This window comes from Stenotrophomonas sp. (assembly GCF_035634915.1).
Lineage (GTDB): Bacteria > Pseudomonadota > Gammaproteobacteria > Xanthomonadales > Xanthomonadaceae > Stenotrophomonas.
Genome location: NZ_DASQCB010000018.1, coordinates 412,091 through 426,509 on the forward strand (window position 1 = coordinate 412,091; position 14,419 = coordinate 426,509).

Genomic DNA, 14,419 nt, shown 5'->3' on the forward strand with positions numbered 1-14,419 from the left:
TCGCTGGCATCGGCCGGATGGCCATGACCACCCCTTTCGCACGGAGATCTCGCATGCGCAGCGGCAACCCGGCTCTTTCCGAGTCGACCTTCCTCGATCTGGCCAGCGGCTCGGTGGTGTCCCACCCCGACCAGGCGATGACCCTCAACGGCACCGTCAACAAGACCGGCTTCCTGCTGCTGCTGACCGTGCTGACCGCCGCCTTTGCCTGGAACCAGTCCGTCGATGACTACGGCCAGGTGATGGCCGGTGCCTCGATGTATGCCATCGGCGGCGCGATCGGCGGCCTGGTGCTGGCGCTGATCACCATTTTCAAGAAGGAATGGTCGCCGGTCACCGCGCCGATGTATGCGCTGGTGGAAGGCCTGTTCCTGGGCGCGATCTCGGCCGTGTTCAACATGAAGTTCCCGGGCATCGTGTTCCAGGCGGTGCTGCTGACCTTCGGCACCCTGTTTGCCCTGCTGTTCGCCTACCGCAGCGGCCTGATCAAGGCCACCGAGAACTTCAAGCTGGGCGTGGTCGCTGCCACCGGCGGCATCGCCCTGCTCTACCTGGCCTCGTTCGTGCTGGGCTTCTTCAACATCAACGTGCCGATGATCCACAGCTCCGGCTGGCTGGGCATCGCCTTCAGCCTGTTCGTGGTGGTGGTGGCCGCGCTGAACCTGGTGCTGGATTTCGACTTCATCGAAACCGGCGTGGCCCAGCGCGCTCCGAAGTACATGGAGTGGTATGGCGCATTCGGCCTGATCGTGACCCTGGTCTGGCTGTACGTGGAATTCCTGCGCCTGCTGTCGAAGATCCAGCAGCGCTGAGCCCGATCAAGCCGTAAACGACAAGCCGCGATCCGCGAGGGTCGCGGCTTTTTCGTAAACCGGAGAGGCGGTAGCGCCGAGCCCATGCTCGGCTGCTCTTGGCGTAAAAGCAGCCGAGCATGGGCTCGGCGCTACAGAAAACCCGTCGAGCAAGCTCGACGCTACGGAACCAGCTCCCCCATGCCTGACACCTTCCACAGCTACCGCCCTGCCGACGGCCATCGCCTGCCGCACGATCCCTTCAACGCCATCATCGGCCCGCGCCCGATCGGCTGGATCTCCAGCTGCGATGCCGACGGCGCCCTGAACCTGGCGCCGTACAGCTTCTTCAACGCCTTCAACTACACCCCGCCGATCATCGGTTTTTCCAGCCAGGGGCGCAAAGACTCGCTGCACAACATCGAGGCCACCGGCGAATTCGTCTGGAACCTGGCCACCTTCGACCTGGCCGAGGCGATGAACGAAAGCTGCCGCGCGGTTGCGCCGGAGGTCGATGAGTTCAGCCTGGCCGGCCTGGCGCCACTGGCCTCGACCGAGGTGCGCCCGCCGCGTGTGGCGCAGAGCCCGGTCAGCATGGAATGCCGCTGCACCCAGATCGTGCGCCTGCGCGATGCCGCCGGCCAGGACACCAACGGCTGGCTGGTGCTGGGCGAGGTGGTGGCCGTGCATATCGACGCGCGGCTGCTGGTCGATGGCATCTACGACACCGCCGCCGCCGATCCGATCCTGCGCGGTGGCGGCCCGGCCGATTACTTCCGGGTCAGCGCCGCGCAGCGCTTCCGCATGTTCCGCCCGGCCTGACCCTCACCGCGACAGCAGCACCGGCAATGCCGAGCACAGCAGGGCGATGCCGGACGCGGTGAGCAGGCCCAGCACGATCTGCCGGAAGCGCGCCTCGCTGATGCCGATGTACAGACGCGCGCCCAGCAGGGTCGGCACCAGCATGGCCGGGGCCACGATGGCGAAGTACGGCAGCATCTGCCGGGTGATCATGCCGTTGCCCGCATAGGTGGCCATGGTCACCGCCAGCATGGCCAGGTTGAAGTTCTGGATGACCGCGCGCTGTTCGTCCTTGGCAAAGCCACGCAGCGTGCTCCACAGCGTCGGCACCGGCCCGGCGAAGCCGCCGATGCCACTGAGCACGCCACCGGCCATGCCCGCCACGGCATCGCCGAAGCGGCCGCCGACGGTGATGGGAGGCAGCCGGCGCACCATCAGCATCACCGGGCACCAGACCGCAAGAAACCCGCCCAGCAGCGCCTTGAACCAGGCCATGTCCAAGTGCGGCAGCACCAGCACGCCCAGCGGAATCCCGGCCAGCCCGCCGAAGACGAACGGCAGCAGGCGCAGGTTGAAGCCGCGGCGCACGGTGAACACCGCCAGCAGTTGGCCGGTGAGCGCACCGAACACCGACAACGCCGCGGCCAGGCGCGGGTCCAGCCCCCAGGCCCAGAAGGACATCGCGACCATGCCGAACGCAAAGCCTGACAGGCCCTGCACGAAGCCGGCGACAATCGCGCCAACCGCCACCAGCAGATACACCGGATCCATCACGTTCCTCGTTGCCGTGGCGTGGCTACCCTGCCCCGCCCGGCCATGCAGCGTAGTGCGTGGACAGGTGATCGACCAGCGCGCGCACCTTCGGCGCCAATGCGCGGGCATGTGGATACAGCGCGAAGTAGCGGCGCTGGCCGGCATGCCAGCTCGGCAGGACGCGGATCAGTCGGCCGGCACGCAGATCCTCCTGCACGGTGAGCGCGGTGAACAGGCTGATGCCCATTCCCGCCATCACCGCCGCATGCAGCGCGGGAGTCGAATCCACGCGCAGGCGCTGGCCCGCTTCAACGCTCGCGACCGCGCCGCGCGGCCCCTGCAGCTGCCAAGGCGCACTGGCGGCAGTCGGGCTGAAGCCCAGCAGGATGTGCTGCTGCAGGTCGGCCGCCTGCCGTGGCAGCCCGTGCCGGGCGAGGTACGCGGGGGCGGCCACGAGGATGCGCGGGCAGCTGGCCAGTTCGCGCGCCACCAGCTGGCTGTCCGGCAGCGACGGTGCGATGCGCAGGGCCAGGTCAAAACCACCGCCGACCACATCCACCAGCTGGTCATCGGCCGACAGGTCCAGCGAGACCTGCGGGTAGCGGGCCAGAAAGCCGGGCAGCCAGTGCGGCAGTTCCTGGCTGGCCACCACCTGCGGCACGCTGATGCGCAGGCGTCCACTGGGCTCGGCCTGGCCCGCGCGTGCGCGGTCATCGGCAGCTTCCAGGCGATCCAGCAGGGCCACGGCTTCGCGATAGTAGTCGCGCCCGGCCTCGGTCAGCGACAGGCGCCGGCTGTTGCGGTCGAGCAGGCGCACCTGCAGGTGTTCTTCCAGTTGCCGCAGCTGCCGCGACATCGCCGAGTGGGTGGTGCCCCGGCGCTCGGCAGCGGCGCTGAAGCTGCCCGCCTCGACGATGGCGCGCAGCGCGCGCAGGGCGGCGAAGTGATCCATCGAGGTCGGCTCCCGGCAGCGGAGCCCGCGATCTGCGGGCCCCGCCAGCTTATCAAGCGCCGTCGCCAGCCTTGCGCACCGGCAGTGCGAGGAGGGCATCGGTGCTGACCACCTCACCGAAGGCATCTTCGATCTGCGCCAGCGAGGCTTCGTGCAGCGCACGATGACCGATGCGCTGGCCGCCTGCCAGATCCAGGTCGCGGCTGGCGGTGGCATCACCGGCCACGATCACGCGGTAGCCGCGCGGTGCGGCGGCTGCATCGCGGGCGGCACCGACCACGCAGGCATGGGTCTGCAGACCGGTGACCAGCAGGGTGTCGATGCCGGCGTCCTCAAGCACTTTGTCGAGCTGAGCGGCCGAGGCACCGGCAAATACGCTGACGTTGTCCTTCTGCACCACCGCCTCGCCCGGGCGCGGCTGCAGGTCGCGATGGAACGCCGCATTGACGCTGCCCTGTGCGAACAGCGGCGCGCCGGCCGGCAGCACGTGCTGCACATGGATCACCCGGATGCCATGGGCGTCGGCGAACTGCACCACGCGCTTGGCCTGGCGCAGCGCGGCCACGCCATCGGGGATGACCATGCGGCCACCGGCAAAGCCCGGCGCAGCGCTGGCGTCGAAGTATTCGTTCTGGAAATCGATGACCAGCACGGCGGTCTTCGCGGCATCCAGCGCGGTGACCGAGGGTGCACCGGCCATGTGGCGGATGGTGGGATGGGCCGGCTCGGCGGCGGCGACCGGCGCGGCGGTGGCCATGCCGATCAGGCTGGCCAGGCCGAAGGCGGAAAGGTTCATGGGGCAACTCCTGTGCGGTGGGAAGTGGGCACAGGATGCGGAGCGGCAGGCGCACGAACCAGCCGTGTTCGAGCACATGATCTGTGCGTAAAACGCACAGGCTGATCATCCACGCATGGCGTGGATCTACTGGAAAACGCACCAACGCAACGGGGCGCCCGAAGGCGCCCCGCAGTGGATCAACCGAGGTTGGCCGGCCGCTTACAGGCGGCTGGCGATGGCCTGGGCAAAGCTCATGGTGGTACCGGTGCCGCCGAGGTCGCCGGTCAGCGAATCCTTGGCTTCCATGGTTGCCACGATGGCCTTGCGCAGGCGTTCGGCGTTTTCCGGCTGGCCGACATGGTCCAGCATCTGTGCGGCCGCCAGCAGCAGCGCGCACGGGTTGGCCTTGCCCTGGCCGGCGATGTCCGGCGCGGTGCCGTGCACGGCTTCGAAGATCGCCGCGTCCTTGCCGATGTTGGCACCCGGGGCCAGGCCCAGGCCGCCGACGAGGCCGGCGCACAGGTCGGAGATGATGTCGCCGAACAGGTTGGTGGTCACGATCACGTCGAACTGTTCCGGACGCATCACCAGCTGCATGCAGCAGTTGTCGACGATCATTTCCTGGAACTCGATCTCCGGGTACTGGGCGGCGACTTCACGGGCGACGTTCAGGAACAGGCCCGAGGTCGACTTGATGATGTTGGCCTTGTGCACGGCGGTGACCTTCTTGCGGCCGACGCTGCGGGCCAGCTCGAAGGCGTAGCGCACGATGCGCTCGGAGCCCTTGCGGGTGATGCGGGTGCCGGAGAAGGCGGTCTCGCCATCAGCCGAGACTTCCTGGCCTTCAGCCAAGTACGCACCTTCGGTGTTCTCACGAACGGTGATCAGGTCGACGTTGTTGAAGCGCGACTTGGTGTTCGGGAAGGTGTGGGCCGGACGCACGTTGGCGTACAGGTCGAAGTGGCGGCGCAGGCTGACGTTGATCGAGGTGAAGCCACCACCGACCGGGGTGGTCAGCGGGCTCTTCAGCGCGACCTTGTTGCGCGCGATCGATTCCAGGGTCACCGCCGGCATCAGGTCGCCGTGCTTTTCCAGGGCCACCAGGCCGGCGTCCGCATCTTCGTACTCCAGGCCAGCGTTGAGCTGGTCGAGGACGAACAGGGTGGCGTCCATGATTTCCGGGCCAATGCCGTCGCCGCGGATGACCGTAATTTTCTGCGTCATTGATCGATGTTCCGAACAGGGGGGAATACGCCGTCCGGACGTGCCCGGAAACGCCGGCGCTAAGGAAGTTTCACCCGCAATTATGCCTTAGCCGGGCCCGGCTACCCAAGTAGACCATGGTCCCGACCCCGGCAAAGGCATAATTGCCCGCGCATTCCTCCTCTACCCCCGCCTGTCGGCGCGCCCCTTCAACAAGAAGGGGCTCTTGGGCTGAGAGATAGCGGTAAAGGCCCGTGAGCGCGCCCGATGGCGCCGGGCCATGCCCGGCGGCTTTTCGTTCAGGTGTCCGCCGGGCATGCCCCGGCGCTACCTCAGTGCTCGTGCGCGTCGGGGGCGGCGGCGCCGCCTTCGAGCTGGTCGAGGAAGTCGACCGCGCGGCGCAGGTGCGGAATCACGATCGAGCCGCCGACCACCAGGCCGACCGAGAAGGTCTCGAAGAACTCTTCACGGGTCACCCCGGCATCCTTGCACTGGGCCACGTGGTAGCTGATGCAGTCGTCGCAGCGCAGCACCATCGAGGCCACCAGGCCCAGCAGTTCCTTGGTCTTCACGTCCAGCGCGCCGGCCTGGTAGGTCTGTGTGTCCAGAGCGAAGAAGCGGCGCACCACCTGGTTCGGTTCGCCCAGGATGCGCTCGTTCATGCGCTTGCGGAAATCAGTGAATTCGGCGATGCGGTCCTTGCTGCCGTCGTCGGCCGCGCTCATGCCTGGCCCTGCCCGGCCAGCAGCGGCTCGAGCTTGCCTTCACGATGCAGGGCCATCATGTCGTCATAGCCGCCGACATGGACGTCACCGACGAAGATCTGCGGCACGCTGGTGCGGCGGGTCAGGGACATCATCTTCTCGCGCTCGACCGGGTCCAGGTCGATGCGGACCTCGGTCCACTGCTGGCCCTTGCTCTTGAGGAAGTTCTTGGCGGCCACGCAGTACGGGCAGACGGCGGTGGAATAGATGGTGATGGCGGGCGAACCGCCAGCGGGCTGGGCTGTCACTGGAAACTCCACGATGGATCGACGGTCCATATATGGTACCGGTGCGCTGGAATTTCCACGCCACGACCGCAACACTGTGGATTAACGAATGGTTGCCCCCTGCCCTGCCACGCTGGGCGCGCCCTGCCCGAGGACCTTCCGCTTGCGAGCCCTGCTGCTGTCGACCGCTGTGACCCTGGCCGTGGCCATGCCCCTGGCCCATGCCCAGGACAAGCTGCCGGACATCGGTTCGTCGGCCGGCGAACTGCTGACCCCGGCCCGGCAGGCCGAGTACGGCGCGATGATGCTGCGCGAACTGCGCAACTACGGCTACCTGCTGGACGACCCGCTGGTCAACGACTGGCTGCAGACCATGGGCACCCGGCTCGGCTCCAACAGCGACCAGCCACGCCAGCCCTATACGTTCTTCGTGATGAAGGACCGCCAGATCAACGCCTTCGCCACGTTGGGCGGGTATATCGGGGTCAACGCCGGCCTGGTGCTGACCGCCGAGCGCGAGGACGAGGTGGCCGCCGTGCTGTCCCACGAAATCGCCCACGTCACCCAGCAGCACGTGCTGCGCGGGGTCGAACGGGCCCAGCGTGACCAGATCCCGATCCTGCTGGGCATGCTGGCGGCGGTGGTGGCCGCCCAGGCCAGCAACAGCAGTTCGTCGGGCAACGCGACGATGGCCGCCATCAGCTCCGGCATGGGCCTGATGCAGCAACGGCAGATCAATTACACCCGCTCCAACGAATCCGAAGCCGACCGCCTCGGCATCCGTACCCTGGCCCGCAGCGGCTACGACGTGGACGCCATGGCCGGCTTCTTCGAGCGGATGTCGGCGGCGATGCGCGGCAACGACGGCGGCTACCAGACCCCGGACTTCCTGCAGACCCACCCGGTCAACACCACCCGCATCAGCGAGGCCAAGGCCCGCGCCCAGCAGATGAAGAAGGACACGGTGCTGCTCACCACCAGCACCCCCAGTGGCGAGCGCCAGGAACGGGTGAACCCGGCCGACCCCAGCCTGTCCGAGCCGCTGCTGCGCGGCGCCAACCCTTTGCTGCCCAGCAGCGTGCTGCGCCTGCCGATCGGCCAGCTCAGCCGCGGCGCCAGCGGTGACTTCGACTGGGCCCGCGAGCGCCTGCGCGTGCTCAGTGCCGACACCACCCCGGACCTGGAGCGCGAGTATGCCGATCTGGCCCGCCGCCAGAAGGACGGCCTGACCGATGCCCAGCGCTATGGCCAGGCCCTGGCCGCCATGCGCGGCGGTCGCGCCGGCGCCAGCCAGGCCCGGCAGACCCTGGCCGGCCTGCAGAAGACCTACCCGGACAACCTGTTCGTGGCCCTGGCCCTGGGCGAGGCCGAGTCGCGTGCCGGCCAGCCGGTGCAGGCCAACGCCCGCTTCGAGCAGCTGCTGCGCGAGCACCCCAACAGCCGGCCTGTGGCGCTGACCTACGCTGAGATCCTCAATGAACAGGGCGGCCGCGAGGCCGGCCAGCGCGCGCAGGCGATGCTGCGCCCGCTGCTGTCGCAAAGCGGTAACGATCCGGTCTTCCAGCAGCGTTACGCCCGCGCCAGCGAACTGGCCGGGGACAGCGTGCGCGCCAGTGAGGCCTATGCCGAGGCGGCCTTCCTCGGCGGCCGCCCGGAACAGGCGCTGATGCAGCTGCAGGCGCTCAAGCGCAATCCCGAGCTGGATTACGTCGGCCGGGCGCGGGTGGATGCGCGCATCGAGACCATCACCCCGACCGTGCTGGAGCTGCGCCGCCAGGGCGTGCGCGACCCGGAGCTGGACCGCCGCTGAGCCTGGCATGACCGGCTGATGGCAATGGACGCTGATCCTGGCCAGGACGTCACAAACCTGTCATCAAACCGTAGTCTACTGGCACCACTCCAGTAACCGAGCCCTACGGTGTCCTCGTGCAGAAACGCATCCTGATCGTCGATGACGAGCCCGCGATCCGCGAAATGGTCGCCTTCGCCCTGCGCAAGGGCGATTACGAACCTGTCCACGCCGGCGATGCCCGCGAGGCCCAGACCGCGATCGCCGACCGCGTGCCCGACCTGATCCTGCTGGACTGGATGCTGCCCGGCACCAGTGGCCTGGACTTGGCCCGTCGCTGGCGCAAGGAAACCCTGACCCGCGAAGTGCCGATCATCATGCTGACCGCGCGTGGCGAAGAGAATGATCGCGTCGGCGGCCTCGAAGCCGGTGTCGACGACTACGTGGTCAAGCCGTTCTCGGCACGCGAACTGCTGGCCCGCATCCGCGCGGTCATGCGCCGTGCCCGCGAAGATGACGAGGACGGCAGCGTGGCCGTCGGCCCGATCCGCATCGACGGCGCCGCCCACCGCGTGTTCGCCAACGAACAGCCGGTGCCGATCGGCCCGACCGAATACCGCCTGCTGCACTTCTTCATGACCCACCCCGAGCGCGTCTATACCCGCGCCCAGCTGCTGGACCATGTGTGGGGTGGCAGCGTGTACGTGGAAGAACGCACCATCGACGTGCACATCCGCCGCCTGCGCAAGACGCTGGAACCGTTCAACGCCGAGAACATGGTGCAGACCGTGCGCGGCGCCGGCTACCGCTTCTCCACTGCCACCTGAGCCTCGTCGTGCCGGCACCGCGCACCTGCCGGTGCCGGTGCCGGCAACTCTGTTATAACCCTCGGTTCACCGCGTGAACCGCCGCCTCCAACGACGAGACCGCAATGCCCCGCCACATCCGCTCCGCCTGGTTGAAGACGCTGGCCACCGTGGCCGCGCTGTTGGTGCTGGCCGGTGTGGTCGGGTGGTTCAGTGGGCATCTGTGGCTGTGCATCGCACTGGCCGCGCTGGGCACGCTCACCTGGCATTACTGGCGCCTGCGCCGCGTGCTGCGCCGGTTGACCGCGCGCCAGCGCTGGGACACCGCCGAGGAAGGCACGGGCGTCTGGAACGAGCTGGACCGCCTGCTGTACCGCAACCAGGTGGAAATGCGCGTGCGCAAGCGCCGCCTGCTGGACATGCTGCGCAGCTACCGCGCCGCTGCCGCCGCCCTGCCCGATGCGGTGGTGGTGCTGGACCGCAACAGCCAGCGCGTGCAGTGGTTCAACGAAGCGGCCACCGCCCTGCTCGGCCTGCACCACCCCGGCGACCTCGGCGAAGCCCTGGTCGAGCGCCTGCAGCCGATGCCGCTGGCCCACTGGCTGGCCGGTGGCCGCAATGCCGAACCGATCCTCGACGTACCCTCGCCGGTGGACCCCGCGATCCGGCTGAACCTGCGCCTGATTCCGTATTCGTCGGACTACTGGCTGCTGATCGCCCGCGACGTCAGCAAGCTGCTGCGCCTGGAACAGGTGCGCCGCGACTTCGTCGCCAACGTCTCCCACGAACTGCGCACGCCGCTGACCGTGGTGCATGGCTACCTGGACATGATGGACCCGGAGGATTTCCCCGGGACCGGCCCGATGCTGGAAGAAATGCGCAAGCAGAGCCAGCGCATGGCCCAGCTGGTGGAAGACCTGCTGACCCTGTCGCGGCTGGAATCGCAGGAGCACAGCGAAGCAGAGACCGTGGCCATGCAGCCGATGCTGGCCACCCTGCGCCGCGAGGCCGAAGCGCACAGCCAGGGTCGCCACCAGATCAGCATCGACGACCTGGCCGGCGTGGACCTGCTGGGCTCGACCAAGGAGCTGCACAGCGCGTTTTCCAACCTGGTCACCAACGCGGTGCGCTACACGCCGGCCGATGGCCGCATCGCCGTGGAGTTCCGCCGCGAAGGCGACGGTGCCGTGCTGGCCGTGCGTGACAGCGGCTACGGCATCCCGGCCACCCACCTGCCGCGCCTGACCGAACGTTTCTACCGCGTCTCCAGCAGCCGCTCGCGCGAAAGCGGCGGCACGGGCCTGGGCCTGTCCATCGTCAAGCACATCCTCGGCCTGCACCACGCGCGGCTGGAAATTGAAAGCGAAGTGGGCAAGGGCTCGGTGTTCTCCTGCCATTTCGATGCCGACCACGTGCGCCCGCGCGAGTCCGCCCCCCTGACCTCCATCGAAGAATGAAGCCATGAGCAGCCTCGGATCCCTTCCTCTCCCCGTGAGCCCGGACAACGATCCACTGCGTGACCCGGCGCTGTACATCAACCGCGAACTGTCGCAGCTGGATTTCAACTTCCGCGTGCTGGCCCAGGCCATGGACCCGCAGGTGCCGCTGCTGGAGCGCCTGCGCTTCATGTGCATCTCCTGCACCAACCTGGACGAGTTCTTCGAGATCCGCGCCGCGGCCGTACGCCACGCGCAGGAATTCGGCCTGCCGCCGGCGCCGGACGGGATGAGCCCGCAGGCCATCCTCAATGCCATCCATGACCGCGCCGCCGAACTGGTGGACCAGCAGTACCGTTGCTGGAACCAGACGCTGCGCCCGGCGCTGGCCGAGGCCGGCATCGGCGTGCTCGGCCGGCATTCCTGGAACCACCGGCAGAAGCGCTGGCTGCGCGCGTATTTCCGCAACGAGATCATGCCGGTGCTGTCGCCGCTGGGCCTGGACCCGGTGCATCCGTTCCCGAAGATTCTCAACAAGTCGCTGAACATCGTCGTCGTGCTGAAGGGCACCGATGCGTTCGGCCGCGCCGGCCACCTGGCCATCGTGCGCGCACCGCGTTCGCTGCCGCGCATCATCCAGCTGCCGGAAAGTCTGGGCGGCGGCCAGAACTTCGTGTTCCTGTCCTCGGTGCTGTCGGCCTTCGTCGACGAGCTGTTCCCGGGCATGGAAGTCCAGGGCGCCTATCAGTTCCGCGTCACCCGCAATTCCGAACTGGTGGTGGACGAGGAAGAAGTGGAGAACCTGGCGCTGGCCCTGCGCGATGAACTGGTCGACCGCGGCTACCGGCCAGCGGTGCGCCTGGAGATCGCCGAGGACACGCCCAAGGACATCGTGCGTACCCTGCTGCAGAACTTCGGCCTCACCGAGAACGCGGTGTACCGCATCGATGGCCCGGTCAACCTCAACCGCATCATCCAGCTGTACGACCTGGTGCCGCAGCCGGACCTGAAGTACCCGCCGATGAACCCGCGCACCCTGCGCGACAGCGACGGCATCTTCGAGATCGCCGCGCGCCAGGACCTGCTGCTGCACCACCCGTTCGATGCCTTCACCGCCGTGCTGGACCTGATCAAGCAGGCCGCGGTGGACCCGAACGTGCTGGCGATCAAGCAGACCCTGTACCGCACCGGCAAGGATTCGCTGATCGTCGATGCACTGATCCAGGCCGCCCGCAACGGCAAGGACGTGACGGTGGTGGTCGAGCTGCGCGCGCGCTTCGACGAGGAAGCCAACCTGGGCCTGGCCGACCGCCTGCAGGAAGCCGGCGTGCAGGTGGTGTACGGCGTGGTGGGCTACAAGACCCATGCCAAGATGCTGCTGATCGTGCGCCGCGAAGGCCGCAAGCTGCGTCGCTACGTGCACCTGGGCACCGGCAACTACCACAGCGGCACCGCCCGCGCGTACACCGACATCAGCCTGATCACCGCCGATGCGGATATCGGCAACGACGTGCACCTGCTGTTCCAGCAGCTGTCGGGGCTGGCCTCGAAGATGAAGCTCAAGCGCCTGCTGCAGTCGCCCTTCACCCTGCACACCGGCATTCTCGGCCGCATCGAGCGCGAGACGCGCATTGCCGCGGCCGGCCGCCCGGCGCGCATCATCGCCAAGATGAACGCACTGAACGAGCCGCAGGTGGTGCGCGCGCTGTACGCGGCCTCGCAGGCCGGCGTGCAGATCGACCTGATCATCCGCGGCGCCTGCACCCTGCGCCCGGGCGTACCGGGGGTGTCGGACAACATCCGCGTGCGCTCCATCGTCGGCCGCTTCCTGGAGCACAGCCGCGTGTACTGGTTCGGCAACGACGGCGCACCGGAGCTGTACTGCGCCAGCGCCGACTGGCTGGAACGCAACCTGCTGCGCCGGGTCGAGACCTGCTTCCCGATCCTCGACCCGGACCTGGCCAAGCGCGTGTACCGCGAAGTGCTGCAGAACTACCTGGACGACAACCTCAACGCGTGGGACCTGGATGCCGAAGGCATCTACCACAAGCGCACCCCGGCCCACGATGAAGCGCCGCATTCGGCGCAGATGGCGTTGATGCAGGGGCTGTGAACCGGTAGGTGCCGACCGTTGGTCGGCACATTGGGATTCATCCACGCATGGCGTGGATCTACCGTGTCGACCAAGGTCGACACCTACCAACAGCAGCACAGGACGCCGCCATTCCACGGATAGCCCGCCTTTGACGTGGAGGTTGCCGGCCTGCGGCCGGCACTACCGCACGCCCCCCTACACAATGTGAAGGCCGCGCGGTGACGAGCACACCGTCCCTTCGGCTAACATTCGCCCATGCCGCACACCACCACGACTCCGCCCGCATTGCAGGATGGCGACCTGCTGGCCGCCATCGACCTTGGCTCCAACAGCTTCCACATGGTCATCGCGCGCTACACGCTCGGCCAGCTGCGCGTCATCGACCGCCTGCGCGAAACGGTGCGCATGGCCGATGGCCTGGATGGCAAGGGCGGCCTGTCCACCGCCGCACGGCAGCGCGCGCTGGAATGCCTGGCCCGCTTCGGCCAGCGCATCCGCAACGTCCCTCCGCACCGCGTACGCGCCCTGGCCACCAACACCGTGCGCCAGCTGCGTTCGCCGCAGTCGTTCCTGGTGCCGGCCGAAACCGCGCTCGGCCATGCCATCGAAGTGGTCAGCGGCCGCGAAGAAGCGCGCCTGATCTACCTCGGCGTGGCCCATGCACAGCCGCCCAAGGCCGACCAGCGTCGTCTGGTCATCGACATCGGCGGCGGCTCCACCGAATTCATCATCGGCAAGGGCATGCAGACCCTGGAACGCGAAAGCCTGCAGGCCGGCTGCATCGCCAGTACCCGCCGCTTCTTCCCGGGCGGCAAGCTCAGCCGCAAGCGCTGGAAGGACGCGCTGGCCGAGATCGGCCGTGAGTTCCAGCCGTTTGCCAGCAAGTACCGCGCGCTGGGCTGGCAGGAAGCCCTCGGCTCGTCGGGCACACACAAGGCGATCAGCGAAATCTGCGCCACGATGAAGCTGAGCAAGGGCGCGATCACCGCCGAAGCCCTGCCGCAGCTGCGCGACGAACTGCTGAAGGCCAAGAAGATCGACGACATCGTGCTGCCCGGGCTGTCCGCCGACCGCCGGCCGATCATCGCCGGTGGCATCCTGGTGCTGGAGGCGGCCTTCCAGGCGCTGGGCCTGGAGAAGCTGCTGGTCAGCAAGGCGGCCATGCGCGAAGGCATCCTGTACGACATCGTCGGCCGTGCCGGCGAGAACGACCCACGCGACGAATCGGTGGCGGCGCTGACCCAGCGTTATGGCATCGACACCGTGCAGGCCGATCGCGTGCAGGACACCGCCCTGTCGCTGCTCGAGCAGGTGCAGGAGCGCTGGAAGCTGGATGCCGACGACGCCCGCATGCTCGGCTGGGCCGCGCGCCTGCACGAACTGGGGCTGATGATCGCCCACAGCGGCTACCACGTGCACGGCAGCTATGTGCTGGAAAACTCCGACATCGCCGGTTTTTCGAGGCAGGAACAGCAGATGCTGGCCGCGCTGGTGCGCAGCCATCGGCGCAACGTCGGCAAATCCGCCTTCGACGCCCTGCCCGAGCGCCTGCTGCTGACCGCACGCCGCCTGACCGCCCTGCTGCGACTGGCTGTGCTGCTCAACCGCGCGCACGAAGACGTGCCGCTGCCGGCACTGGAACTGACCGCCGACGAGGGGCGCCTGTCGCTGATCGTGCCGCAGGCGTTCATTGACGCCCGGCCGCTGCTGCGCGCCGACCTGATCGGCGAGACCGAGGGCCTGGCCGGGCTGGGCATCCAGTTCCGCCCCTTCGTCGCCTGAGTTCGGCCTGGCAACGCCAGGCGCGATGCCCCCTGACAAGCCTGACGCCGGCCCCATGATGGGGCCGTCTTTCTGTGCAGGTTTGCGCAGTTTTCAATCTGAATGGGGATTCAGGTTCACCCATCGCTGCAAAGACCTCGATTCGCGGCAGACCGTAACTCTTTGCTTTTATTCGACTTAAGTTAAGCCGGTGTGACAAAGTTCGATACATTTCGGCACACCCCCTTTACATCGCTTTAACG

General features: G+C 67.8%; 13 protein-coding genes. 7 read left to right on the forward strand and 6 right to left on the reverse strand.

Annotated features, from left to right (window positions below):
• The first annotated feature begins 53 nt into the window (after positions 1-53).
• Both VER16_RS15040 and VER16_RS15045 read left to right on the forward strand, forming a co-directional pair.
• A complete protein-coding gene (locus VER16_RS15040; protein WP_324809469.1) occupies positions 54-812 on the forward strand; it encodes a Bax inhibitor-1/YccA family protein in 759 nt (252 codons plus the stop codon).
• 180 nt (positions 813-992) lie between these two features.
• On the forward strand, positions 993-1,613 hold the full coding sequence (locus VER16_RS15045) for a flavin reductase family protein (RefSeq protein WP_324809471.1): 621 nt from the start codon (positions 993-995) through the stop codon (positions 1,611-1,613).
• A gap of 3 nt (positions 1,614-1,616) precedes the next feature.
• Here VER16_RS15045 and VER16_RS15050 read toward each other — a convergent pair whose 3' ends face one another.
• From VER16_RS15050 to grxC, 6 genes are all read right to left on the reverse strand, one after another.
• Positions 1,617-2,363: a sulfite exporter TauE/SafE family protein gene (locus VER16_RS15050; protein ID WP_324809473.1), complete on the reverse strand. Its 747-nt coding sequence runs from the start codon at positions 2,361-2,363 to the stop codon at positions 1,617-1,619.
• A 25-nt stretch (positions 2,364-2,388) separates the two neighbouring features.
• Positions 2,389-3,297: a LysR family transcriptional regulator gene (locus VER16_RS15055; protein WP_324809476.1), complete on the reverse strand. Its 909-nt coding sequence runs from the start codon at positions 3,295-3,297 to the stop codon at positions 2,389-2,391.
• Between the two features lie 52 nt (positions 3,298-3,349).
• A complete protein-coding gene (locus tag VER16_RS15060) occupies positions 3,350-4,093 on the reverse strand; it encodes a cysteine hydrolase (protein ID WP_324809479.1) in 744 nt (247 codons plus the stop codon).
• 201 nt (positions 4,094-4,294) lie between these two features.
• Positions 4,295-5,299, reverse strand: coding sequence for an isocitrate dehydrogenase (locus VER16_RS15065; protein WP_324809481.1), 1,005 nt, complete (start codon positions 5,297-5,299; stop codon positions 4,295-4,297).
• A 311-nt stretch (positions 5,300-5,610) separates the two neighbouring features.
• A complete protein-coding gene (locus tag VER16_RS15070; RefSeq protein WP_324809483.1) occupies positions 5,611-6,003 on the reverse strand; it encodes a carboxymuconolactone decarboxylase family protein in 393 nt (130 codons plus the stop codon).
• Positions 6,000-6,290, reverse strand: a complete 291-nt coding sequence (gene grxC, locus VER16_RS15075) for a glutaredoxin 3 (protein WP_079225103.1) — start codon at positions 6,288-6,290, stop codon at positions 6,000-6,002. The genes VER16_RS15070 and grxC overlap by 4 nt, the downstream gene beginning before the upstream one ends.
• A gap of 88 nt (positions 6,291-6,378) precedes the next feature.
• Between grxC and VER16_RS15080 the strand changes: the two genes are divergently transcribed.
• The 5 genes from VER16_RS15080 (at position 6,379) to ppx (ending at position 14,177) form a co-directional block, all read left to right on the forward strand.
• Positions 6,379-8,079 (forward strand): M48 family metalloprotease, encoded by a 1,701-nt coding sequence (locus VER16_RS15080; protein ID WP_324809486.1) that lies wholly within the window; start codon positions 6,379-6,381, stop codon positions 8,077-8,079.
• A 116-nt stretch (positions 8,080-8,195) separates the two neighbouring features.
• Entirely contained in the window at positions 8,196-8,885 is a 690-nt protein-coding gene (gene phoB, locus VER16_RS15085; RefSeq protein ID WP_053519436.1) for a phosphate regulon transcriptional regulator PhoB, read from the forward strand.
• A 104-nt stretch (positions 8,886-8,989) separates the two neighbouring features.
• The gene (gene phoR / locus VER16_RS15090) at positions 8,990-10,321 is read left to right on the forward strand and encodes a phosphate regulon sensor histidine kinase PhoR (protein ID WP_324809491.1); all 1,332 of its coding nucleotides are present in this window, start codon (positions 8,990-8,992) and stop codon (positions 10,319-10,321) included.
• Positions 10,322-10,325: 4 nt separating this feature from the next.
• On the forward strand, positions 10,326-12,413 hold the full coding sequence (gene ppk1, locus VER16_RS15095; RefSeq protein WP_324809493.1) for a polyphosphate kinase 1: 2,088 nt from the start codon (positions 10,326-10,328) through the stop codon (positions 12,411-12,413).
• A 237-nt stretch (positions 12,414-12,650) separates the two neighbouring features.
• Complete coding sequence (gene ppx / locus VER16_RS15100; RefSeq protein ID WP_324809495.1) at positions 12,651-14,177, forward strand: exopolyphosphatase; 1,527 nt, start codon at positions 12,651-12,653, stop codon at positions 14,175-14,177.
• The last annotated feature ends 242 nt before the right edge of the window (positions 14,178-14,419 follow it).